Source organism: Nitrospirota bacterium (assembly GCA_023229435.1).
Lineage (GTDB): Bacteria > Nitrospirota > UBA9217 > UBA9217 > UBA9217 > JALNZF01.
On record JALNZF010000005.1, the window covers coordinates 66,868 to 89,155 of the forward strand.

Here is a 22,288-nt window from a genome sequence, read left to right on the forward strand (position 1 = left end):
AATAGTATACTATTTTGTGGACTTTCTCAATGATATTTTATTCAGATCCACCGGTGAGAATGACCCGCAAATACCACGCTACATTCCCAGGGAAAACATGCTGTCCAGATCGTGGCGGGAGTGCACGCGGAAGGCGATAAGCGTCTCTGACTTGATGATGCCGCCGACCTTGAGCATATGATCCGTCACCAACTCGGCCATCTGCTCGTTGTCGCTCGTGCGAATGACAACTGCAAGATCGTATCTGCCGGCGACCGATAAGACCTCGGATATGCCGTTCATCTCCGCAAGCGTCTCCGCTACAGCATTCACCTTGCCCCTCTCAACATTTAACAGGACCAGAGCAGTCACCATGAATGGCCTCCTTCGGTGCTTTGTTTAATCTGCATTCGATTTTACTCTCCTGCTTGAAAACTGTCAACCTCCGACGCAGCGCGGATCAGGAGCGCTCAAGGAACCGGTATACGCGAAACCGTGCGCGGGGCAGCCGCCGTGACATCGGGTATGAAGTTCACAGGTTGTTTTGGGGCAGTCTCTTCCCGGAGCAGAACGGAAGTAGGTGAGCGCCTTGTGTGACCAGATCGACTCAAACGGATCGCTCAGGATGTTGCCGAGCAGGAATTCCTTTTTCCCGAATAACAGATTGCAGGGATAGACAGAACCATCAGGCAGAATGCCGAGTTTCGTGGTCCCGGCGGGACATCGCACCCGCGTAAGCTCCGGATAGTTCACGCTGTCGGGTATGAAGCCCGAGCAGAAGACCATGTCCGCCTGTGAAGGGTTGAACTGTTCTTCTACGAGTGATACGAATTGATGAAAAGGAACGGTCTCGTGCAAGTCTTTGCGGTCCAGTGCATCGCGATAGATCAAATAGAATTTCTTTGGCTTGAGCGCGAGGATGTCGCGGATCAAGGGTTCATCCTTTGTTGGATGGAATACTGACTTCACGACCACCTTGTTCTTCTGAATAAATCCGGCCAAACGAACCAGTGACGCTCGATCGTTGATTGAAATGCCGATGCTGACGTTGTTGCCTGCGTCCAGCAGATCTTCGAGCGCAGTGGTGTTTGAACCATTGGAACTGATATTTACGTTCAGTCCGCGCTGCACTGCCTCCTGAACAAATCCCACGATATGAGGATGGAGCGTCGGCTCTCCTCCCATTATGTCCAGGGTCCTTATGGAGAGACCGGTGATTCTATCGAGCATCACGATGAAGTCGTCAAGGGCCATATCCGGCAGAAACGACAGGGAACGGTTAAAACAAAACTCACAGGACTGGTTGCACCGGAGCGTTGGGTAGAACTGTATGTAGTCGGGTGCTGTTCTCATGTTTTGTTTTGAAGTGACCCCCTCTCCCTTTCGGGGAGAGGGTTGGGGTGAGGGGGGCTTCTGAGCGCGGCTATAACGCAAAGGACCTCCCCTTCTTTTTAATAAATCCTTCCTCCACAAGCTGCACAAGATTCTTCTTTATTCGCTCCGGGTCCATGCCGGTTTTCTTCACGATCCGCGCCTGGGTAAGCGGTGCTTCCTTCACGAGTATTTTCAGGATTCTTCCCCGCACCTGCCGGTTCGAATTTTCGAAGGGACTTTGTTTTGTATAATGCGCGCTTCTGCGATTCGGATTGACCTGCTCCCTCTTGAGCATGGCCCCGTAATCCATAAGCGCATTGTACCATTTCCTCGGATTCTCGACATCCATCGTCTGTTCAAGGAAAGGGATTATCTCGTCATCATGGATATCCGCCCGATCATGAAAAAACGCTTGGATGTACACCCGCCGGATGTTCGTGTCCATGAACACCACCGGCTTATTAAAGGCAAAAGCAGCAACTGCACCTGCCGTATACTTCCCGATCCCGGGGAGGGCGAGGAGCATTGCGGGATCGGATGGAAGCTTGCCTCCATGCCCATCAATGACTTTTTGAGCAAGCGCTTTCAGTGCAAGCGCTCGGCGATTATAACCCAGGCCCTGCCAGACCGTGAGCAGCTTTTTCAGCGGCGCTTTGGATAGTGCGAGAAAATCGGGAAATAACTTGATGAACGCGGTATATTTCTCGATCACCCGCTCGACCTGCGTCTGCTGAAGCATGATCTCGGAAACAATTACGCGGTAAGGGTCCCGTGTTCTTCTCCACGGAAGATCGCGGCCGTGCGCATCATAATAGGCGTAGATATTTTTTTGGAATACGCGAACTTGAGCACGGGTGAGCCTCTTGTCACTGTTTCTTTTGATCATGGCTGTTTTATTCGGCATCATTACCGGTTATTATTTGAACATCAAGATGCTTATTATTTTCTGATCAGTACGTAGAGCGCCCCAAGGCCGCCGTCGCACTGCCGCGCGGTCACGTAGGCGATGACGTTCTTGCGATAGCGGCCGGCGAGCCGCCTGATCACAGCGTCTTTTATCCGCGGCCCTTTCACGGAGCGGAGCCCGCGACCGTGGATGATCTTGACGCAGCGCAGTCCTTTCCTGAATGCGTCTTGCAGAAAATCATGGAGCTCCGCTTCAGCCTCCGGGACCGTGCAGCCATGGAGATCGAGAAAGGCCTGAACGGAAAAGCGGCCTTCGTGCAGTTTCAGGATGATGACGTCGTGATAATCGGGATTGATCCACTCGACATACTCCTGAGTGTCCGGCAGGTGCATCGGCCGCTGTCCCCCGACGATCTCGCCCAGGACGGCAAGCGCTTCATGGTCGGGGTTGGTCTTGCCGGCGCGCACTGCGATCTTCTTCGGATGGTGAGCGCAGGCAAGAGATCGGAAGTCTTCGTTCTCAAGAACCGCATCCATGGCTTGACTGAACAGCTCCTCTTCGGTCAGGTGTTCCTTTTTCTTTTGACGGGCAGGTGCGGGCGCGGGAACAGCGGGTTTGCTCTCGATCTTTTTCTTGAGCTTCTCAAAGGGACGGATTGCAAAGATCTTGTTGCCCATGGGTCACACTCGCGACAATACAACAAGTCCCCCCTCACCTTGGTCCTCTCCCCCTGGGGGAGAGGGCTGGGGTGAGGGGTTTGTGCAATAAAAAAAATCAGAGCGGGTCGTAAGCCGAGTTCTGTCCTCCCGGTTGCCCGGGAGTGGTGGTCATTTATCTGGGCCTTCGATTGCTCGAAGGCACGAGCGACCTACCCGGAAGTCTCGGACGGGCCGTCCTTACCCCCTTGCGGGGGACGCTTCCCTATGTGGTCTTGCTCCAGGCGGGGTTTTCCAAGCACCCGGCATCGCGGCCGGGTCTGGTGGGCTCTTACCCCACCGTTTCACCCTTACCCCTGTACGGGGCGGTCTTCTTTTCTGTGGCACTGTCCATGGGGTCGCCCCCTGTCCCGTTTCGGGACCGCCTTGCCCTGCGGAGCTCGGACTTTCCTCCCCCCGTTTCCGGGGAGCGATCACCTAACCCGCTCTGAAATCAAAGAACAATTCAAAATGCAAATTGTAAAATGCAAAAGTCAAATTGATAATCTGAGGTTTCCCTTTTGCACTTTGCATTCTGCATTTTGCATTATTTAAGCTTTTCATCTATCGCCTTATTGGCGAGCGCATCCGCTTCCTTGTTCATTGCCCGCGGAATGTATTGTACCTCAACCCTGCCGATCAATGCAATCAGTTCCTTGGCCCTGGCATGCAGTGGTTTCAGGCCTTCGTTCTTCACTTTATAGAGACCATTGATCTGCTTCACGAGAAGCTCGGAGTCCGCGAACAGTTTGACGCTCGACGCGCCGAGCTGCACGGCCCGCTCCAGTCCGGTGATTGCCGCGGTATATTCGGCAATGTTATTCGTCGTCATCCCCAGATACCGCGCGATCCTTTCCAGGGGCCGGTCGTCCTGCATGATGTACACGCCCGCCCCGGCCTCGCCGGGGTTGTTGCGCGACGCTCCGTCGCTGTAAATGGTCAATTCCACGATATATCCTTCATGAAGAACACGAATGACACGAATAAAGCCGTAAGGAGGAAGGCGTGAGCGCGTAAAAAGAATTGACTCTCTTACCCCTAACACCGAATCCTTCACGATTTCATTCCTGCTATTCGTGATCAGGTATTTTGTTGCACGATCGTTTCTTTAAAATACAGGATGCGGCCGCAGTTCGGGCAGGTGATGATGCTCTCGTTCTTCTTGACGTTCACGTACACCTGGGGCGGGATGCTCATGTAGCAGCCGGAACAGGACTCCCCGCGCGCCTCCGCGACGGCGATACCTGCCTTGGTGCCGAGCAGCTTCTGATACTGCGTCAGTACCTGCTTCTGGATGCGGGCAATCGCTTTCTGCCGTTCCTCTTCAATTGCCTTCAATTCCTCTTCGAGCTTCGCAAAAGCGGCTTCCTGTTGTTTCTGCTCGACCTGGATCCCGGCGGCTTCGTCTTTTGCCTGCTGCTCCGCAGCGGTTATCTGTCCCGCGGCGGCATCGATCTTCTCCATCAGCCCGAGGATGTCGTCTTCGATCGCTTTATTTTCCTGCTCTGCCGCCTCGATCTCCTTGAGATGCGCCTGGTACTCCTTGTTATTCTTGATCTCAGAGGAACGTGTCTTAAGCTTTTCGACCTTCTGAACTCCGGTCTCAAGGTCCTTGTCCCGGTCGCGTTTGTTCTTCTGCGCCTCCGCGAGCGCCTCTTGCACCTTTCCCAGATTATCGCTCAGGGAAACGCGCCTGCGCTCGAGGATTGCCAGCGTCTCGGGCAGGCGATTTTTTTGCGTGATCTGCGTCCGTATCTTCGCGTCGATCTCCTGAAGCTGTATGAGCAAGTTAAGCTGTTCTTCCATGAAACCTCCAAAAAATAAAAAATGCGCCAATCGGCGCATTTTTTTGTTTTACTTCCCGGTCTTCATCCGGTCAACAGGGACATATGACAGTGTCTTTGAGTTTCCGAACATGTACAGTGTTCCCTTCGATCAAATAGGTTGGTGGGCCCACCAGGGCTCGAACCTGGGACCAACCGGTTATGAGCCGGTAGCTCTACCAGCTGAGCTATGGGCCCGGATGCATACTAACACCAAGGCAAAGTGCAAAATTGATAATGCAAAATGAGAACCAAAAAGTTCTTTTTCACTTTGCAATTTGACTTTTACAATTTGCATTTTGCCTTCGCGATGCGAGAATGTAAGCGGCATATTGACACAACCCGCGACAAATGTCAAGACTGGCGCGTTCCGGGCCTGCTTATTCCATGAAGCTCTTGAGCTGTTTGCTCCTGCTTGGATGGCGCAGTTTTCTGAGCGCCTTGGCCTCGATCTGGCGGATGCGCTCGCGGGTCACATCGAACTCCTGGCCCACTTCCTCAAGCGTATGGTCTGTTTGCTCGCCGATGCCGAAACGCCAGCGAAGCACCTTTTCCTCCCGCTGGGTCAGCGTGTTCAGCACTTTGCGGACCTGCTGGTGAAGGTTCTTGCGGATGGCCGACTCGAGCGGTGACGCGACCTTTTTGTCCTCGATGAAATCGCCCAGATGGCTGTCCTCTTCCTCGCCGATAGGCGTCTCGAGCGAAATGGGCTCTTTGGCGATCTTCATGATCTTGCGGACCTTCTCGACCGGCAGTTTCATGGATGCCGCGATCTCCTCGGTGGTCGGTTCACGGCCAAGGTCCTGCACAAGGCCGCGGGAGGTCCGGATCAGCTTATTCATGGTCTCGATCATGTGCACGGGAATGCGAATGGTACGCGCCTGGTCGGCGATCGCCCGCGTGATCGCCTGCCGGATCCACCACGTGGCGTAGGTGCTGAACTTGTAGCCCCGCTGCCATTCGAATTTGTCCACGGCCTTCATGAGGCCGATATTACCTTCCTGAATGAGATCGAGGAACTGGAGTCCCCGGTTGGTGTACTTCTTGGCGATTGAGACAACCAGCCGCAGGTTGGCCTCCACAAGCTCGCTTTTGGCATACTTGGCCCGTTCTTCGGCCCGCTCATAGGCGCGGAGCGCCTTCTTGAGGTCCTCGGCCGGGATGCCGCAGTCCTCTTCGACCTTCTTCACCCGCTTCACCGCGTTCCGGTATGTCTTTTCCAGCCCCAGCAGCGTATCCTGCTTCATCTCAAGACGGCGAGCGGCGTTTTTAAGTTCGCGCGTACCCTGCCGCATCTTCCTGAACACGTCCTTGACCCCGGCGAGGTCCAGACCCATCTTACGCTCGATACTGTGGATCTCGCGCTCCGACAAGTAGATTTCACTCACGAGTTCCCGGAGCTTCATGACCAGCCGGTCAGTCTGGCGGCAATGGATATTCAGCGCCTCCAGCTTGGCGAACAGGGCGTACCGCGTTGTCTGAAGCTTCTCCCGAAGCTTCTTCTTCCGGTGATCGCTGATATGGTCGCCCGTCACGTGGGTGATCAGGATGTGCATCTCTTTGCTCAGCTTGTCGATCTCGCCGATGAGCTTGATCACCCGGACATGGAGCTCTTCCTCGTTCTGGGTCTGAAGTTCCTCTAAATCATCATCCCCTGCGTGCACGATCTCGTGGATGCTGATCTTCCCTTTTCGAAGCTTGTCACCCAGCTCCCGCACGTCCTGCAGAGAGAACGGCAGATTATACAGTATCTGGGCAGCCTCGCGCTTGCCCTCTTCGATCCGCTTCGCGATCGATACTTCTCCCTCCTTGGAAAGGAGCGGCACCGTGCCCATCTCTTTGAGATAAAGGCGGACAGGATCATCGGTCTTGCCGACGCCGATCTCCACCTCCTCCTCTTCTGCTTCCTCCTCCACAGCATCCTCGAGGCTCACATCGTCCGGCTCGACACCCTCTTCCAGGTCTTCATCCGCCGCCTGACGTGTCTTTCCGTCATGCCGCGAGTCAGCAATGTCCATTTCCAGTTCACCATCGCCGAACAGGGAAATAATAGTGTCGAGCTGTTCCGTTGAGACATCCTCGTGAGGGATCGCGTCGCCGGATTCTTCAAAGGGCGCATAGTTCCGCTCTTTGTCCGTTGCGCCCGTCTTTTTTGACTCTCCTGCCTTGCCCCGCTTTACCATACTGTGGTGCTCCTTTGTGTTAAACGTTCACAAGCGTATGTTCATAAAAATCAACAAAGACCCGCTCCACAGGCCGTTCTTCTACAACCCGTGGATCCGCCTGCCCGGCCTCTTGCTCAGATCCTTTTGCTCTTCAATAAGCCGCACCAACTCAGCACTATCACCGCGCAACTCGGCCTCTTTCATCGCTCGTATGATATGTTTCATCTTTTTTTCCGGGTCCTGCTGCTTGATCAATTCCACGCAGTCCTGACATGACTTCTCTGGATCATCATACACCATTTCAAGCACGGAATAGTGGGAAATCAGGTTCTTGAGCTCCTCGTCCCCATCCCGAAACAAGGCACTGACATCGAACCTGCCCTGATCATCAAGGGCGCCGAAAATTCGCTTCGCGGCAAGCTGGAACAGCGGGTCGGTAAAATCCTCCGGCTTCATCTGGTCCTTCAAGTTCAGCGCGATCTCCGCATCCTTAAGCATCAAGTGAATGAGTGTCTCCTCGGCCCGGGGCCGGTGTCCGCGGGGCGCTGCTGTGGCTTTTTCTGTCATTGGATGATGCGCCGTGCCTTTTACCTGCCTCGGCATTTCCTGCCTCAATACTCCCTCGTCCAGATCCAGGGCCTCCGCGGTCCGTTTCAGATAGTGGTCCCGTTCGATGCCGCTCTGAAGCCGGGCGATGAACCCGAGCATCTCGCCGGCCTTTTCCACCTTTTCATCGATCGAAGCGTCATGACCGCCCTTCACCACCTGGCCGAGCACGAAGTCCATGAACTTCTCCGACTTCCTGAGACAGGAAGCGAAGGCCTCATAGCCGTTCTTCTTCAGGAACGTGTCCGGGTCGTCGTTGTCGGGAAGCGAGACCACGTTCACCTTCATGCCGCTCGATACGAACAGGTCGAGGCCCCGCATGGCGGCCTTCACGCCTGCCGGATCAGGGTCGAAGATAAGCACGAGATTCTGCGCGAACCGCCGCATGAGCCGGAGATGCCCTTCGGTGAGCGCCGTGCCGAGCGTGGCCACCGCGTTCTGCGCCCCATATTGATGGCACGCGATCGCGTCGAGATATCCCTCGACGATGATGAAATACTTCTGCTTCCGCGCGGGCTCCTTTGCCTTGTCCAGGCAATAGAGCACGTTGCTCTTGCTGTACAGCGGGGTCTCCGGAGAGTTCAGATATTTGGGAAGCGAGTCGTCCATCACGCGGCCGCCGAAGGCGATCACGTTCCCGGAAATATCACGGATTGGAAAGATGATCCTGCCCCGGAACCGGTCGTAGTAGCCCTCACCCTCGCTGCGCTTGACGATGAGCCCGGCCTTCTCCATCTGGCTGAAGGAGTATCCCTTGTGCTTGAGCTCCTTCAGCAGGCCGTCCCACTCGGGCCTGGAAAAACCGAGCGCGAAATCCTGAACAACCTGGTCGGTCACGCCTCGTTTTTTCAAATAGGCGCGGGCTGCGCCGCCCGCGGGTCCTTCGAGCTCTTTCCGATAGTAATCCGCGGCATCTGCGATGATCGTGAGGAGCGCCTTGCGCTCATCCTCGGCCCTCTTGTCTTCTTTGCGCGACCCGCTGTCGGCAGGAAGCGGTATCCCCGCCTTGGCCGCCAATTGCTTCACGGCCTCGGGAAAATTCAGCCCCTCCTGCAGCTCGAGAAACTTGAACACGTCACCGCCCACACCACACCCGAAGCAATGGAAGATCTGCTTTTCCGGGTTCACATTGAACGAGGGCGTTTTCTCCGAGTGGAACGGACAGAGCCCCAGCCAGTTCTTTCCTGTTTTCTTGAGCGAAACATAGCCGGAGATCAAGTCGTGAATGTCAACGCTGTCCCTGACCCTGCTTATGATATCTTCGGAGAACACGTTATTTTTTCAACTCCGCCACGGTAACGCCTGCGCCGCCTTCGGCCGGTTCTCCCGGCCGTATTGCCGTGATCAGCGGATGGTTCTTGAGAAATTTCGTTACTGCTGTCTTGAGCGCGCCGGTCCCCAGGCCATGGATAATGGTCAGGACCGAAAGGCCACGCGTACTCGCGTGGTCGAGGAATCGGTCCACTTCGTCCAATGCCTCATTCACGCGAAGTCCGAGGAGATTCAGCCGCGCGTAATCGCGCGGAGGACCTTCTTCCTCGTGGAGCTCGGTACCCCAGCCCGGCACCCTGCCCGCGGTCTGCCCTTGCGAAACAGGTTCGAGCAGCAAGACATCGCGCGAAGGGAGCGTTATTTTCTTGCCGTCAACCTCGATCTCGATCATTCCCCGATGTGAACCGAGCACCGTACCGGTCTTGTTCGCTCTCACCAGCTTGATCCGGTCACCCTGGCGCAGATCAGGCATCGTTGCGGAAACAGTTTGGTGTTCCTGCTCAGCGGGCTGAAGTTTTCGCGCAAGATCCTCGACCTCTGAGGATGCCTTCCGTACCTCTGCCTGTTCCAGCACCGCCGACCGCGAAAGCTCCCGGAGCTTCAGGCGCAGGGAGGACAACACCTCCCGCGCTTCTTCTTTTGTCTTTGCTTTTACAGCACGGGCCTCTTCTTTCGCCGCCCGGAGCAGGGCCTCTGCCTCGCTCCGCTCCTGTTTTGCCGCCCTGCGGTCCTGTTCAAGCCGTTCCCGCTCTGATGCGAGCAGATGGGTGTCGTCCTCCACCTGTTTGAGCAGTGTCTCAAGCCTGATATCGTCGTCGCTGATCCGGGCCCGTGCGCGGTCGATCACGTCGTCGGGAATACCAAGTCTGGTCGCCATATCCAGACCGTAACTCCTGCCGGGCCTGCCGGGAATGAGCCGGTACGTGGGCTTGAGCGTCCGGGGATCGAACTCCATGGCCGCGTTCACGGCGCCGCTTGTCTGCGAGCCAAAAAGCTTGAGCGCGTTGTGATGCGTGGTCACCAGGGAGATACAACCGCGCCCGATCAGGCCCTCGAGCACTGCCGCGCCGAGTCCCGCGCCCTCGTTCGGGTCCGTGCCGGACCCGAGCTCGTCCAGAAGCACGAGGGAATCCCGGTCCGCCTCGCGGAGGATGTCGGCGATCTGCTTCACATGGGACGAAAAGGTGCTCAGGTCCTGTTCCAGGCTCTGCTCATCGCCGATATCGGCGAACACCGAGCCGAAGCACGGCAGTTCGCTTCCTTCTCCTGCGGTCACCGGCATGCCGGATTGCGCCATGAGGGAAAGGAGTCCCACCATCTTCAGGATCACCGTTTTGCCTCCGGCGTTCGGGCCGCTCAGGATCAGTGCGTGGTCGCTGCTGCTCAGCTCTATGTCGTTCGTGATAACGCTCTTGTTGCCGATGGCGTTTTTGAACTTGACGGCCAGAAGAGGGTGACGCGCTGCCCGAAGCACGATGGTTCGATCTGCCGATAGTGCCGGCACGGTCCCCTCATACTCGATCCCGAACCGGGCCCTGGCGTACACCGCGTCGATCCCGGCAAGTGCCTCGATCGTGTCCTTGATCGTATCCGCCTCTTGGGTCATGAGGGAGGTCAGTTCCCGCAGGATGCGATCAACTTCTTCACGCTCATCCATGCGGAGCTCGGCAAGACGATTGTTCTGTTCCAGGATCTCGAGGGGCTCGACAAAGAGCGTGGACCGGGAGCCGGACTGCCCGTGCACAATGCCTTTCAGGCTCTGCCGGAAATTGGGCTTGAGCGGCAGTACATACCGATCGTCACGGAGCGTGATCACGGGCTCCTGGATCACCTTCTGAAAGCCGCTCTCCTGCAGGATGCCTGACATGCGGCCCAGAATGTCCTCGCGCGTCCGTACGATCTGTTTGCGCACCTTCCGGAGCTCCGGGCTGGCCGAGTCCTTGACCTCGGCCTTATCATCGATCGCGGAAAAGACCGCGTCTTCTATCTGTTTGAGCGGCTGTATCTTTGCTGCCTGTGCGCACAGGAGCGGGGCCTGAGGTTTTGCCCCGGTCCCCTTTCCTTCAAAACGATGGAAAAAATTCTTGGTCCGCCTTCCGGCGCCAAGGGTCGTCGCCATGTTCACAAGCTCGAGAGGGGAAAGCATGCTGCCTGCCACCCCGAGTTTTTGGACGGCCGCTTTTACATTCAGGATGCCGTCAAGCGGAGGAACCTCGTTGCTTCGGAGAAGGTGTATGAACTCGCTTGTCTCCTGGAGCCGGGACTCGACGATCACGGCGTCAACTGCGGGAAGAAAGGCGAGAACAGCGTCCCTTCCTGCTTCCGATGCCGCGAATCCGGAGACGACGCCTGCTACTTTGTCATATTCCAGCACTCTCAGGGTATGGTCATTCATGCCGGGAACATCAGTTCTGCCTTCTTATCCGCTTGAATCCTGAACACTCCACAACGGCAAGCGGGCCGTGTTTTTCGATGACATCGAGGAGCAGGTTGAAACCGAGCGTGTCGCTCGATATGTGCCCGGCGATCACTACATGGATGTGGTGCTTCTCCGCCTCTTTCCGGTGGTCTTCGGACATATGCATGCCCACGATCGTCCCGACACCCGACTGGGAAAGTTTTTCGAGCGTGTCCTTGGAACCCGAGGTCCCGCCGGTCATGTCCACGAACACCTTGCCGGTCCGCTGGTCATCCGAGCCGATCAGGATCCTGGGGCCTGCGTTGTTCCTGCCCGCCTCCTGATATTCGGGAATTTGCTTGAGGAGTTTGACCACGTCCTTGAGACGGGCCGGCAACTCCCTGTCAAACAGGGCCTGAAGGTAGCTCACTACCCTGTTGTCGGCTGGTGTGTGCAGGCACAAATAGGGAATGTCGAGGAGACGCGCCGCATCCACCGGCCGGGTATGATTCGCCGGCATGAGACTGCGCTCAACCTCTTTCATCCGGCTGTTCAGCTGGTTTTCCGCGACATTGATCGGCACGCCGAAACGGTTCAGGATATCGGCCTGCATCTTCATTACTTCATAGAAATTCGCGAAGGCGCGGCCTTCGGGGTGATGGGCCACAACAAGATCGATAGCCGTGCCCTTCTGAATAAGACGGTCGGCAAGCAAAAGCTCCGGAGTTTCAATATCGATCCCCGCGAGGATGCTCTTCACCTCCCGGTCCGGATTGCCATGCAGTATCCTGCTGTCGGTATAGGGATTCTCAAGCTTTTCCTGATCGAACGTTGCCTTGTCCTCAGGCTTGAGCTCTTCGTATGCCTTGCGCGCTTCGTGCAGTTCCTGTTCCACCACGACTCTTCCGCGCGGATCGGCATCAATACCGGCCTGGATCGCGAGTCTAAAGAATTCCTGAAGTTTCAATGCACAGACTCCTGACAAGAAAAAAACTTAAAGAGACATGCCGAAACACCGAGTGGTTAGAAACACAAGAAGGTAAGCTCCGGGGGTTCCGATATTCATGTCATTCGTTCAGATGGTGCCACGTGATGAGATGATGTTGTTTGCTAATTCGGGATATCCACTTAACTCAAACTGACCACACGAAAGCGCGTGTCTTCGGAAAACCGGATTCCCGATCAAACCTTCGGGAATGACGATATTTTCAGGCACTTCATTGGTCATTCTCGAGTGCCCCTATCGGGGATATGGTTTCTTATTACTGGGGCTGACTGACTCATGTGGACGGCCATATTACGACATATTATGAATTGATATGATTTGAATCTGAACGTTAAAAAAATCAGGGGGCCCCGGTCTTCATGGCCCCCTGTTCAGCCCTGGAGTGATACATTACACGCTGCAGCGCTTGAAACATTTCCTTTACCCCAACGCATGTTTGACAAGTTCGCTCACCAGTTTTCCATCCGCTCGCCCGCCCACCAGGGGAATGAGCGCCTTCATGACCTTGCCCATGTCCTTGGCACCCTGCGCGCCGGTCTGGGCAACCGCATCCCGGACCATGACCTCTATCTCTTCGCGGGACATTTGCTGGGGCAGATATACTTCAAGCACCACAACTTCTGCCGTTTCTTTATCCACGAGATCCTGCCTGCCACCCTTGCCAAACTGTTCGATCGAATCCTTCCGCTGCTTTATGAGAGAACGTATGGTCTCAGCCACCTCTTCTTCGGTGAGCGGCCGCCGCTTGTCGATCTCTTTGTTCTTGAGGGCCGCGCTCAACATCCTCAGGGTGGAAAGCTTGTCTTTGGCGCCGGCTTTGAGGGCATTTTTTATATCCGTGTCAACTATCTCTCGTAAACCCATGCCACCCCCCTCATGTACACGCCGATCATGCGCTCTTTTCACACCTGTCATCGCCGGCGTTACACCGTTGAACATCAAGCGCTTCCCTGTTTAACCATGCCGGACAATACGCGCTGTCTTTGCTGCCTTTTTGCGTGCGGCTATCGCTTTTTTCTTCTTTTTTACGCTCGGCTTTTCGTAATGCTCGCGTTTTTTGACCTCTGAAAGTACGCCTTCCTTTTCAATGCTCTTCTTAAATCGCCGGAGCGCGGCCTCAAAAGGCTCATTGTCTCGTAACCTGATACTGGGCACTCTCGCTACACCCCCCTCCTGCCATCTATATCATATTGTTATATATGGTTTTTTGTGGGTGTTCGGGCAAAATTTACTAAACGTCAAGAAGCATGAAACAGTGAAACCGCTCCTCTATTAGAAGAAAAGCGGCATAATCATTAAAACTAACCACTCCCTCTTCGAATGTCAAGGGAAATTGTTACAAAATTCTCAGTACTTTTTAATTACTTGCGCGCGCAAAGATACCTGCCGCCGGTCATCAACTTCGGTATGCCGCGTTGATTTTCACATATTCGCATGACATATCGCAAGTCCAGACCGTTGCCGAAGCCTTGCCTTTGTGCAAATCGATGATGATCTGCACTTCCCGTTGCTTAAGCGCAAGTGTTGCTTCGCGGTCCGCATGCTTGCCTTGCCCCAGACCTTTTTCAACAAGCTTGCTCTTTCCAATAAAAATGTCCGTCCTGGCCTCATCCATCTCCACGCCGGAATATCCCAAGGCTGCCATGATCCTGCCCCAGTTCGCGTCTTCACCGAACAGCGCGGTCTTGACAAGGCTTGACTTCGCCACGGTCATGGCGGCGCGTTTTGCCTCAACGGGGCTCCTTGCGTTCCTGACCTCGATCTCCACGAACTTTGTCGCGCCTTCGCCGTCCTTCACTACCTGTTTTGCCAGCGAGCGTGCCACCGTATCGAGGCACACCTGGAACTTCTTGCTGTCCTTGCCGCCCGCAACGGGACGCTTGTTGAGCGCCGCACCGTTCGCCATGCAGAGTATCAGATCATTCGTGCTCATGTCTCCATCCACCGTGATGTTATTGAAAGAACTCTCCGTGGACGCGAGCAGTGACTTCTTGAGCATAGGCCCTGAGATGTTTGCGTTCGTTACGATAAAGCAGAGCATGGTCGCCATGTTCGGGTGGATCATGCCTGAGCCCTTGGCGATTCCGGCGATCGTGACCGTCTTGCCGCCGATCTCCTCCTGCACGATCGAAATCTTGGGATAGAGGTCCGTGGTCATAATGGCCTCGGCCGCCTGCTCCCAGCCAAAGGTCGAAAGCAGGCCGACCGCAGTGCTGATGCCCGTTGCCATCTTCGACATGGGCAGAAATTCACCGATCACGCCGGTCGATGCGACGTATACCGCCTCAGGCTTGATGCCCAGCTCCCGGGCTGCGATCTCCGCCGTGGCACGCGCATCAGTGAGTCCCTGCTTGCCGGTGCAGGCATTGGCGCAACCGCTGTTCGCGATGATTGCCTGCCCTTTCCCGGACCTCACCCTCGCCATGTCCAGCAAAATTGACGCGGCTTTCACCCGGTTCTTTGTGAAGACCCCGGCAACGGCTGCCTCGCGGTCGGAATAGATGATCGCAAGGTCTTTTTTGTCGGTCTTCTTGATCCCGCAATGGATCCCCCACGCCTTATACCCCGGCACGGAAAAATTCTTTGTATCCAGAATTCTCATGATTCAACCCCTGATTGCCTGAATTATAAATGAATCGAGGAAACAGCGAGCATGGGAGAAAACAAATTCTCCGACGTCGATTCACGTTGTTCTTACGGGAAAACCCCGGCGAGCCTGAGACCTTCCGCTTCATTAAATCCCATCATCAGGTTCATGTTCTGGATCGCCTGGCCCGAGGCGCCCTTGACAAGGTTGTCAATGGCAGTGACCACGACCGCACGTCCGGTCCGTGTATCAGCATAGACGCCGATATCGCAGAAGTTCGAGCCCCGTACGTTCCGAACGTTCGGGAACTGGCCTATTGGCAGCAGTCGCACGAATGGTGCATCTTGGTAGAAGTCCCGATACCACGCGTGGAGCTGGTCCGTATCTACCGGTGATTTCTGCTTCGCGTAGATCGTGGTCAAAATACCCCGGTTCATGGGCACCAGGTGCGGCGTGAACGAAAGGATAATCTGCTTTCCCGCCAGAGCGGATAGCTCCTGTTCAATCTCCGGCGTATGACGGTGCGTTCCGACCTTGTAGGCCATGAGTCCCTCGTTCACTTCCGGGTAATGGTGCGCCAGCGAAGGACTGCGGCCCGAACCCGAGACGCCGGACTTGGAGTCGATGATTATGCTCCCCAGGTCTACTCTGCCCTTTTGCATGAGAGGCGCAAGCCCTAATATCGCGCTCGTGGGGTAACACCCCGGGTTCGCGATCAGTGAGGCCTTTTTTATCTTTTCCCGGTGCAGCTCCGGCAGACCGTAAACCGCCTGCTTGAGGAGCTCAGGGTACTGGTGCGTGTTCTCATACCACATCGCGTACACTGAGGGGTCCGTGAGCCGGTAATCGGCGGAGAGGTCCACTACCTTTTTGCCAAGCAGGTGGAAGCGGAATGCCGCCTCCTGCGCGGTTACATGCGGAAGAGCGAGAAACACAAAATCCGATTTCTTCGCAATGGCATCCGGGTCGAGGGGTTCGCACACCAGGGAGGTCAATCCCGCAAGGTGGGGAAAGATTGACGCAATGGGTTTTCCCGCGGATTTTTCCGATGTGATCGCGGTCACGACTACCCTCGAATGGTTCAGGAGGATGCGCATGAGTTCTCCGCCCGTGTATCCGCTCGATCCCACGATCGCTATGTTCAGTTTTTCGTCACTCATTGTCGTGCACCCCGCTCATGTATTCCAAAGGAGCATTGAGCAAAATAAAAGGGAAGGCATCTCTACCTTCCCTTTTTCTAACAGGATTATGAATCTCTGCAAACAGACAGGTATATGATCCCTTATCTCTTGGAGAACTGGAACCGCGCGCGCGCGCCTTTCTGGCCGTACTTTTTCCGCTCTACGGCCCTGGGGTCGCGGGTCAACAGCCCTTCCTTGCGAAGCTTGATGCGCGACTCGCCGTCCACTTCAAGGAGCGCCTTTGATATCCCGTGTCTGATGGCGCCGGCCTGGCCGGAGTTTCCGCCGCCGAGCACGTTCACCAGGACATCGAACTTGTCCACCGTACCGGTTACCTCAAACGGCTGACGAATGATCATCTTGAGCACTTCGCGACCGAAGTACTGGTCCATGGTCTTGTCGTTGATAGTGACCTTGCCGCTGCCGGGCATCATCCATACCCTGGCGATGGAATTCTTTCTCCTGCCTGTTGCATAATATCTTGATACGGTTGCCGCTGATGCTGACATTAAAAATCCTCCTCAGATGGTTCAAGTTTACCCTTGGTTATTTAACGATCATCTCCACCGGCTGCTGCGCAGCGTGTGGGTGCTTGTCCCCTGCGTAGACCTTAAGCTTGGTGAGCATCTGCTTGCCAAGCCTGGTCTTGGGGAGCATGCCTTCGACGGCCATCATCACCACGTCCTCCGGCTTGGTCCTCATGAGCGTACCTGCGCTAACCGTCTTAAGACCGCCGGGAAACCCCGAGTGGCTGTAGTACATTTTATTATCGAGCTTCCTGCCGGTCAGATGGACCTTGCCTGCGTTCACCACGATCACGAAGTCGCCGGTGTCAACATGAGTGGTGTAGATTGGTTTGGTTTTGCCTTTCAGTACAGAGGCGATGACGGTTGCCAATCTGCCCAGAGTCTTGCCGTTGGCATCAACGATGAACCACTTTCTTTCAATATCTTCTGCTTTTGCTGAATACGTAGCCATAATTCCCACCTTGTAGTAATCTTAATATTTTTTTTAAGAATAGCGAATATAAACAATTTCATAAGATTTGTCAAGCATTTTTGTATGGGGATATCCAACGAAGAGGTAGGGAGTTATCAGATGTCTGCATATGCCGACGGCAAGTTAGCCATTAAAAATCAATTGGTTATGCTGCATCTTATCGGGCTTTGCTACGGTATCAAATGGTTAAAAAAAAACAAAGGCAATGACTGCTCACCGCCTTTGTTTGCTTCTCTCTCCACCTGCCGACCAAAAAGGGGCAGTCTCACTCAGGACCACCCCTCCGTTTCTTCATTCACCTCTTCTCAATTGCAATTACGCTTTCTCGGCAGGTCGGTCTTTTATCGCTGTCGGCACGGACACGACATATCCCAAAACCGTTCCAATCAAGCCTCCGACCACGAGACTCACTACTGCCGCACAGGCTATCCCGACCACAATGCCCATGACCACGGCTGCCCTCACGAAAAGCGTGGGCTCAACCGCACCACCCATAATCTTCTGGAGCAGGATCAGGGTCCCGAAGCTCCCGAAGTAGAATCCCGGCATTATCCCGAAAACCAGAAAAACCAAACCACCTGCAGTTGCGCCGATTTTCATCCCTGTTTTAACTGTCTCGTTTCTCATGGCAAACCCCCTTTTAGCCGAAGCTATTGATCTTTTTTCGATCTCTATCAACTATCTCTGTGCAGCTTTTGCTTTTCCAGCATTTTCTTTGGGATGAGTGCCTGATTCAAGCACCCTGCCCACGAGCCAACCAATGGTCGATGTGGCTGTCACCATCGCGATTCCGGCCACCAGAACCCCGATAAGCATGGACGCGAGCACTATGACCCTGGCTACAAGTCCTGGCTGGAGCGGAAGCCCGAAGAGCCATCCTGCGATATTAATACCCATGGCACCGCCTAACAGGCTGCCGGGCATAAGCCCGAAGAGTGCGAAGAGCACTAATCCTGCGCCTGCTCCGATGTATGCTGTCTTTCTTTCTATTGTGGTCTTCATGGTCATGTCCTCCTTTTTCGCTTAATCTTGATTATTAAATTGCATCAACCGTGCCAGAACATAACTTGTTGATTTAATTAAAAATTGGTCGTTTTATATTTTGCAAAATTGAGAAAACCCACGGGTGTTTTATAGGATTGCGAAAAAATACTGCGGAAAGAAATTTTTCCTTGAAACGTGAGCACATATATGGTATTTTATGGGTCGCCTTTTAAAAAGGCATATCTCATTACACACGCACCAGGACCTGTGGCAGGGTGTCCCGATTTAAAACGGGATCTGCCCGGGAATGATCGGCGCGGAGGTAAAAACCTGAAGGAGGGACGTCATGTCCACGATCACCATGAAGGAGTTGTTGGAGGCTGGAGTACACTTCGGCCACCAGGCAAAACGATGGAACCCCAAGATGAAGAAGTACATCTTCGGAGAGCGCAACGGGATCTATATCATAGACCTCCAGAAGACGCTCAAGCTGTTCAAGGAAGCCTACGAGTTTGTCCGCACAGCCTCTTCCGAGGGTAAAGACATCCTGTTCGTCGGCACCAAAAAGCAGGCTCAGGATGCAATTACTGAAGAAGCAAAACGGTGCGGGATGTACTATATCTCAAGCCGCTGGCTCGGCGGCATGCTCACCAATTTTGCCACCATCAAGAAAAGCATCGACCGTCTCAAGAAGATCGAGAAGATGAAAGAAGACGGCACCTACGACAAGCTCACGAAGAAGGAAGTAGCCGGACTCGAGAAAGAGCGCACCAAACTCGAAAAGATCCTCTGCGGCATCAAAACCATGTCCCAGCCACCGTCCATGATCTTCATCATCGACCCCCGCAAGGAGACGATCGCGGTCCAGGAAGCGAATAAGCTTGGCATCACGGTGGTCGCCGTGGTCGACACAAACTGCGACCCCGATAATATCGACTATGTTATTCCGGGCAACGACGATGCGATCCGCGCCATCCGATTGATGGCATCGAAGGTCGCCGATGCTGTCATCGAAGGCAAACAGGCCATCTCCAAGGAAACTGGAGAGGCCGTGGAAGCAGAGAAAGCCGCGGGTGAAACGCCGGCTGTTGCCGCATCGGAGCCCGCGCTCGAGGATGCTGACGCCACCGCAGAAGAAGCATAATACAAAGGGGGGGCCTTCCGGCCCTGTGCGCACCTGTTGTACAGTGATGATGCAACAATGCGACTTATCGGTCAACCGGGACGTAAGCCGTTCCGTCTGGAAGCATCGGCTCTCCGCGTCGCATCGCTGTTTTCGATTTTCGATGAAAGGAGTTTTCTTTGATGGCAACAATATCTGCGAGTGCAGTGAAGGATTTGAGGGGAAAAACCGGCGTCGGCATGATGGAGGCAAAAAAGGCGCTTGAAGAAACCAGCGGCGATTTTGAAAAAGCCGTCGATCTCCTGAGGAAGAAGGGGCTGTCCGCAGCAGCGAAAAAAGCCGCGCGGGTGGCGGCCGAGGGCATGATTGCTTCCACCATCCAGGCGGGCGGAAAGACCGGCGTGATGGTCGAGGTGAACAGCGAAACCGACTTTGTGGCTAAGAACGATGACTTCCAGCGCTTCGCAAAGGAGCTCGCCGAGCTCGTGGCCGCCAAGAAGCCGGCCGATATAGTTGCGCTGTCACAGCTTTCGATCGGTAGCGATACTGTTGAGGCCAGGCGCAACGCGCTGATCCAGAAGATCGGCGAGAACATAGCGATTCGCCGCTTCGTATGCTATGAGACCTCCGGTAACATCGCTATTTATCTGCACGGTACCCGTATCGGCGTCATGGTGGACTACACCGGCGGCGACGAACAGCTCGGTAGGGACATGGCCATGCACATAGCCGCAGCAAATCCGCAGTTCCTGAACAGGGAAACCGTGCCAACCGAAATACTCGACCGCGAACGCGCGGTGTACGAGGCCCAGGCCAAGGAATCGGGTAAACCCGCAGCCATTATCGGCAAAATGGTAGAGGGAAAACTCGAAAAGTTTTACTCCGAGGCCTGCCTCATGGACCAGGTGTACATCAAGGACCCCGACGGCAAGCTCAAGATCAGGGAGTGCCTGAAGAAGGCCGGCGGAAACGTCGTGCTCAATCGCTTTGTTCGATTCCAGCTCGGCGAAGGGATCGAGAAAAAGAAGGAAAATTTTGCCGAGGAAGTCGCGGCCCAGCTTAAATAATATGGCGAAACCACGCTACAAACGCATCCTGCTCAAACTCTCGGGCGAGGCCCTCATGGGTGATCAGGGGTACGGCATCGACCATGCCGTGCTCGACACGATCACCTCGGAGGTGAAAGAGGTCTGCAGCCTCGGTGTCGAAGTCGCCATCGTCATCGGCGGGGGTAATATCTTCCGCGGCTTATCGGGCGCTGCAAAGGGCATGGAGCGTGCGAGCGCCGATTACATGGGTATGCTCGCCACGGTGCTGAACGCTTTGGCGCTTCAGAATGTTCTGGAGAACAAGGGCGTAGTCACCCGGGTACAGTCGGCGATCGAGATGCGAGAACTCGCCGAGACGTACATACGCCGCCGCGCCGTGCGTCATTTGGAAAAGCACCGCGTGGTCATCTTCGCCGCGGGCACCGGCAACCCCTACTTCACGACAGACACCGCGGCAGCGCTTCGGGCAATGGAGATCGGGGCCGAGGTCATTATGAAGGCGACCAAGGTGGACGGCGTATACAGCGCCGACCCCATGAAAGACAAGACCGCCACCAAGTTCAACAGCCTGACGTATATTGAAGTGCTTCAGAAGGACCTCCGCGTCATGGATGCCACGGCCATATCCCTTTGCATGGACAACGGCCTTCCTATTATTGTCTTCAACCTCAACGTCCCCGGCAATATCAAGAAGATCGTGTTAGGCGAAACCGTCGGGACGCTCGTGACCGGGAGGAACAATGCTTAGCGAGCAGAAGAAAAAAGCGGAAGAGAAGATGAGCAAGGCGCTCGATGTCCTCAGAAAGGAGTTTACCACGCTCCGCACCGGCAGGGCCTCGCTCGGCATGCTCGACGGGATCATGGTGGATTTCTATGGCACGCCCACAGCGCTCAACCAGGTGTCGAACTTGGCTATGCCCGACCCTCGGATGATCACCATCCAGCCCTGGGAACCGAAGATGCTCGGCGAGATAGAGAAGGCAATCCTGAAATCGGACGTCGGGATCACACCCTCGAACGACGGCAAGATCATCCGCCTCGGAATCCCGCCCCTGACTGAGGAGCGACGGCAGCAGATTGTGAAACACGCGAAGAAACTGGCCGAGGACGCGCGTGTCGCTGTCCGGAACATCCGCAGGGACGTGAACGACGATATCAAGAAGAAGAGCAAGGACAAAGAAACCCACGTTTCCGAGGACGAGGTCAAGAAGCTGCAGGACGAAATACAGAAGACAACAGACAGCTATATAATAAAGATCGATGATCTGCTCGCCCACAAGGAAAAAGAGATCATGACCGTGTAGACGCATTTCCGTTTTTTTACGAAATACACCCCATTATGCCCCCCCCTCATGGAAAGAAAGTATCGCGGAAAAAGCGCCGGCACTATCCGCCCGTTATTCATTTCTTATCCAGAACCACCAGGTCTCCTCAAATGACGCTAAGATGTTCCGACTCACACTGAGCAATCGTTCGGATTCGCGCCGAAACCTTCTTGTGGCACATCCACGGACTTGGGTAATCTGTACCGTATAGCAACTAATTTCACACTTCGAATATCGCACTTTTTTGCAGCTTTACCTTGACAAAAGCACAGAAATCGACATATTATTATGCGTTTCCCTTGAAGCAGCGATCCCGCTGTACAAATGTGGAAGGAGGAGCTCGTGAAAGTTGAGCAGATATCCATATTCCTCGAGAACAAATCGGGCCGCCTTGCAGAGGTTACCGATATCCTTGCCAGGAATGGGATCAACTTGAGGGCTCTCTCCCTGGCCGACACGGCTGATTTCGGGATCTTCCGGCTTATCGTCAACGATACGGAAAAGGCCGTCACCCTTCTGAAGGACAAGGGATTCACCATTGCGAAGAATGAGGTTGTTGCCGTGATCGTGCCTGACCAGCCCGGTGGCCTCGCCGGCATTCTCGCCACTCTTCAGGGCAAGAGCATCAATGTTGAATATATGTACGCTTTCGTCCAGAAGAGCGAGGGAAATGCTGTCCTGATATTCCGGTTCGATGATATCGAGAAGGCCATCGATGCACTGCGGAAGGCGGACGTCAGGATATTGAGCGGAGAAGCAGTACAGAGATTGTAGGATCATCCCCTGCCGGCGCGCAGGGTTATTATTCTAAGGAG

Annotated in this window: 24 protein-coding genes, 1 tRNA gene and 1 other RNA gene; 5 read left to right on the forward strand and 21 right to left on the reverse strand. The window is 54.8% G+C overall.

All coding sequences use genetic code 11. From position 1 onward, the window contains the following. Window positions 1-78 precede the first annotated feature (78 nt). The 21 genes from M0R70_05365 to M0R70_05465 form a co-directional block, all read right to left on the reverse strand. Window positions 79-354 carry an Lrp/AsnC ligand binding domain-containing protein gene (locus M0R70_05365; GenBank protein MCK9418795.1) on the reverse strand — a complete coding sequence of 92 codons (276 nt, stop codon included), beginning with the start codon at window positions 352-354 and terminating at the stop codon, window positions 79-81. A gap of 63 nt (window positions 355-417) precedes the next feature. Beyond that, window positions 418-1,332, reverse strand: a complete 915-nt coding sequence (locus tag M0R70_05370; GenBank protein ID MCK9418796.1) for a radical SAM protein — start codon at window positions 1,330-1,332, stop codon at window positions 418-420. Between the two features lie 70 nt (window positions 1,333-1,402). Then, a complete protein-coding gene (locus M0R70_05375) occupies window positions 1,403-2,239 on the reverse strand; it encodes a winged helix-turn-helix transcriptional regulator (GenBank protein ID MCK9418797.1) in 837 nt (278 codons plus the stop codon). Window positions 2,240-2,292: 53 nt separating this feature from the next. Beyond that, complete coding sequence (locus M0R70_05380; GenBank protein MCK9418798.1) at window positions 2,293-2,937, reverse strand: Smr/MutS family endonuclease; 645 nt, start codon at window positions 2,935-2,937, stop codon at window positions 2,293-2,295. A 95-nt stretch (window positions 2,938-3,032) separates the two neighbouring features. Next, window positions 3,033-3,405, reverse strand: an RNA gene (rnpB, locus tag M0R70_05385) — RNase P RNA component class A. A 97-nt stretch (window positions 3,406-3,502) separates the two neighbouring features. Beyond that, window positions 3,503-3,904: a ribonuclease HI family protein gene (locus M0R70_05390; protein ID MCK9418799.1), complete on the reverse strand. Its 402-nt coding sequence runs from the start codon at window positions 3,902-3,904 to the stop codon at window positions 3,503-3,505. A 131-nt stretch (window positions 3,905-4,035) separates the two neighbouring features. Beyond that, window positions 4,036-4,761 carry a C4-type zinc ribbon domain-containing protein gene (locus M0R70_05395; protein MCK9418800.1) on the reverse strand — a complete coding sequence of 242 codons (726 nt, stop codon included), beginning with the start codon at window positions 4,759-4,761 and terminating at the stop codon, window positions 4,036-4,038. A 139-nt stretch (window positions 4,762-4,900) separates the two neighbouring features. Beyond that, window positions 4,901-4,976, reverse strand: a tRNA-Ile gene (locus M0R70_05400). Between the two features lie 182 nt (window positions 4,977-5,158). After that, entirely contained in the window at window positions 5,159-6,961 is a 1,803-nt protein-coding gene (rpoD, locus tag M0R70_05405) for an RNA polymerase sigma factor RpoD (protein MCK9418801.1), read from the reverse strand. An 81-nt stretch (window positions 6,962-7,042) separates the two neighbouring features. Beyond that, complete coding sequence (dnaG, locus tag M0R70_05410; protein ID MCK9418802.1) at window positions 7,043-8,821, reverse strand: DNA primase; 1,779 nt, start codon at window positions 8,819-8,821, stop codon at window positions 7,043-7,045. A 1-nt stretch (window position 8,822) separates the two neighbouring features. Further along, on the reverse strand, window positions 8,823-11,216 hold the full coding sequence (locus M0R70_05415) for an endonuclease MutS2 (protein MCK9418803.1): 2,394 nt from the start codon (window positions 11,214-11,216) through the stop codon (window positions 8,823-8,825). A 10-nt stretch (window positions 11,217-11,226) separates the two neighbouring features. After that, entirely contained in the window at window positions 11,227-12,186 is a 960-nt protein-coding gene (locus M0R70_05420; protein MCK9418804.1) for an NGG1p interacting factor NIF3, read from the reverse strand. Between the two features lie 108 nt (window positions 12,187-12,294). Continuing rightward, a complete protein-coding gene (locus tag M0R70_05425) occupies window positions 12,295-12,447 on the reverse strand; it encodes a hypothetical protein (GenBank protein MCK9418805.1) in 153 nt (50 codons plus the stop codon). Between the two features lie 198 nt (window positions 12,448-12,645). Continuing rightward, window positions 12,646-13,089: a GatB/YqeY domain-containing protein gene (locus M0R70_05430; protein MCK9418806.1), complete on the reverse strand. Its 444-nt coding sequence runs from the start codon at window positions 13,087-13,089 to the stop codon at window positions 12,646-12,648. 90 nt (window positions 13,090-13,179) lie between these two features. Further along, entirely contained in the window at window positions 13,180-13,380 is a 201-nt protein-coding gene (gene rpsU, locus M0R70_05435; protein MCK9418807.1) for a 30S ribosomal protein S21, read from the reverse strand. A 241-nt stretch (window positions 13,381-13,621) separates the two neighbouring features. Next, window positions 13,622-14,827 carry a bifunctional glutamate N-acetyltransferase/amino-acid acetyltransferase ArgJ gene (gene argJ, locus M0R70_05440; protein MCK9418808.1) on the reverse strand — a complete coding sequence of 402 codons (1,206 nt, stop codon included), beginning with the start codon at window positions 14,825-14,827 and terminating at the stop codon, window positions 13,622-13,624. A 92-nt stretch (window positions 14,828-14,919) separates the two neighbouring features. Then, window positions 14,920-15,972, reverse strand: a complete 1,053-nt coding sequence (gene argC, locus M0R70_05445) for an N-acetyl-gamma-glutamyl-phosphate reductase (protein MCK9418809.1) — start codon at window positions 15,970-15,972, stop codon at window positions 14,920-14,922. A 122-nt stretch (window positions 15,973-16,094) separates the two neighbouring features. Further along, window positions 16,095-16,502: a 30S ribosomal protein S9 gene (gene rpsI, locus M0R70_05450; protein ID MCK9418810.1), complete on the reverse strand. Its 408-nt coding sequence runs from the start codon at window positions 16,500-16,502 to the stop codon at window positions 16,095-16,097. Window positions 16,503-16,539: 37 nt separating this feature from the next. After that, on the reverse strand, window positions 16,540-16,971 hold the full coding sequence (gene rplM, locus M0R70_05455) for a 50S ribosomal protein L13 (protein ID MCK9418811.1): 432 nt from the start codon (window positions 16,969-16,971) through the stop codon (window positions 16,540-16,542). 336 nt (window positions 16,972-17,307) lie between these two features. Then, window positions 17,308-17,619 carry a hypothetical protein gene (locus M0R70_05460; GenBank protein MCK9418812.1) on the reverse strand — a complete coding sequence of 104 codons (312 nt, stop codon included), beginning with the start codon at window positions 17,617-17,619 and terminating at the stop codon, window positions 17,308-17,310. 51 nt (window positions 17,620-17,670) lie between these two features. Beyond that, on the reverse strand, window positions 17,671-17,994 hold the full coding sequence (locus M0R70_05465; GenBank protein ID MCK9418813.1) for a hypothetical protein: 324 nt from the start codon (window positions 17,992-17,994) through the stop codon (window positions 17,671-17,673). 328 nt (window positions 17,995-18,322) lie between these two features. Between M0R70_05465 and rpsB the strand changes: the two genes are divergently transcribed. The 5 genes from rpsB (at window position 18,323) to M0R70_05490 (ending at window position 22,247) form a co-directional block, all read left to right on the forward strand. Further along, complete coding sequence (gene rpsB / locus M0R70_05470; GenBank protein MCK9418814.1) at window positions 18,323-19,120, forward strand: 30S ribosomal protein S2; 798 nt, start codon at window positions 18,323-18,325, stop codon at window positions 19,118-19,120. Window positions 19,121-19,281: 161 nt separating this feature from the next. After that, entirely contained in the window at window positions 19,282-20,166 is an 885-nt protein-coding gene (gene tsf, locus M0R70_05475) for a translation elongation factor Ts (GenBank protein ID MCK9418815.1), read from the forward strand. A 1-nt stretch (window position 20,167) separates the two neighbouring features. After that, on the forward strand, window positions 20,168-20,896 hold the full coding sequence (gene pyrH, locus M0R70_05480) for a UMP kinase (protein ID MCK9418816.1): 729 nt from the start codon (window positions 20,168-20,170) through the stop codon (window positions 20,894-20,896). Next, a complete protein-coding gene (frr, locus tag M0R70_05485; protein MCK9418817.1) occupies window positions 20,889-21,452 on the forward strand; it encodes a ribosome recycling factor in 564 nt (187 codons plus the stop codon). The genes pyrH and frr overlap by 8 nt, the downstream gene beginning before the upstream one ends. Before the next feature lie 363 nt (window positions 21,453-21,815). Then, the gene (locus M0R70_05490; GenBank protein MCK9418818.1) at window positions 21,816-22,247 is read left to right on the forward strand and encodes an ACT domain-containing protein; all 432 of its coding nucleotides are present in this window, start codon (window positions 21,816-21,818) and stop codon (window positions 22,245-22,247) included. Window positions 22,248-22,288 lie beyond the last annotated feature (41 nt).

What these genes read in the sequence shown, in the direction of transcription:
- frr (MCK9418817.1), top strand. Translation starts at nt 20,889, where the DNA reads ATGCTTAGCGAGCAGAAGAAAAAAGCGGAAGAGAAGATGAGCAAGGCG.
- M0R70_05370 (MCK9418796.1), bottom strand. Translation starts at nt 1,332, where the DNA reads ATGAGAACAGCACCCGACTACATACAGTTCTACCCAACGCTCCGGTGC.
- argC (MCK9418809.1), bottom strand. Translation starts at nt 15,972, where the DNA reads ATGAGTGACGAAAAACTGAACATAGCGATCGTGGGATCGAGCGGATAC.
- tsf (MCK9418815.1), top strand. Translation starts at nt 19,282, where the DNA reads ATGGCAACAATATCTGCGAGTGCAGTGAAGGATTTGAGGGGAAAAACC.
- M0R70_05395 (MCK9418800.1), bottom strand. Translation starts at nt 4,761, where the DNA reads ATGGAAGAACAGCTTAACTTGCTCATACAGCTTCAGGAGATCGACGCG.
- rpsB (MCK9418814.1), top strand. Translation starts at nt 18,323, where the DNA reads ATGTCCACGATCACCATGAAGGAGTTGTTGGAGGCTGGAGTACACTTC.
- pyrH (MCK9418816.1), top strand. Translation starts at nt 20,168, where the DNA reads ATGGCGAAACCACGCTACAAACGCATCCTGCTCAAACTCTCGGGCGAG.
- M0R70_05425 (MCK9418805.1), bottom strand. Translation starts at nt 12,447, where the DNA reads ATGACCAATGAAGTGCCTGAAAATATCGTCATTCCCGAAGGTTTGATC.
- M0R70_05415 (MCK9418803.1), bottom strand. Translation starts at nt 11,216, where the DNA reads ATGAATGACCATACCCTGAGAGTGCTGGAATATGACAAAGTAGCAGGC.
- argJ (MCK9418808.1), bottom strand. Translation starts at nt 14,827, where the DNA reads ATGAGAATTCTGGATACAAAGAATTTTTCCGTGCCGGGGTATAAGGCG.
- rplM (MCK9418811.1), bottom strand. Translation starts at nt 16,971, where the DNA reads ATGGCTACGTATTCAGCAAAAGCAGAAGATATTGAAAGAAAGTGGTTC.
- M0R70_05430 (MCK9418806.1), bottom strand. Translation starts at nt 13,089, where the DNA reads ATGGGTTTACGAGAGATAGTTGACACGGATATAAAAAATGCCCTCAAA.
- rpoD (MCK9418801.1), bottom strand. Translation starts at nt 6,961, where the DNA reads ATGGTAAAGCGGGGCAAGGCAGGAGAGTCAAAAAAGACGGGCGCAACG.
- rpsI (MCK9418810.1), bottom strand. Translation starts at nt 16,502, where the DNA reads ATGTCAGCATCAGCGGCAACCGTATCAAGATATTATGCAACAGGCAGG.
- M0R70_05465 (MCK9418813.1), bottom strand. Translation starts at nt 17,994, where the DNA reads ATGAAGACCACAATAGAAAGAAAGACAGCATACATCGGAGCAGGCGCA.
- M0R70_05380 (MCK9418798.1), bottom strand. Translation starts at nt 2,937, where the DNA reads ATGGGCAACAAGATCTTTGCAATCCGTCCCTTTGAGAAGCTCAAGAAA.
- M0R70_05375 (MCK9418797.1), bottom strand. Translation starts at nt 2,239, where the DNA reads ATGATCAAAAGAAACAGTGACAAGAGGCTCACCCGTGCTCAAGTTCGC.
- M0R70_05460 (MCK9418812.1), bottom strand. Translation starts at nt 17,619, where the DNA reads ATGAGAAACGAGACAGTTAAAACAGGGATGAAAATCGGCGCAACTGCA.
- M0R70_05365 (MCK9418795.1), bottom strand. Translation starts at nt 354, where the DNA reads ATGGTGACTGCTCTGGTCCTGTTAAATGTTGAGAGGGGCAAGGTGAAT.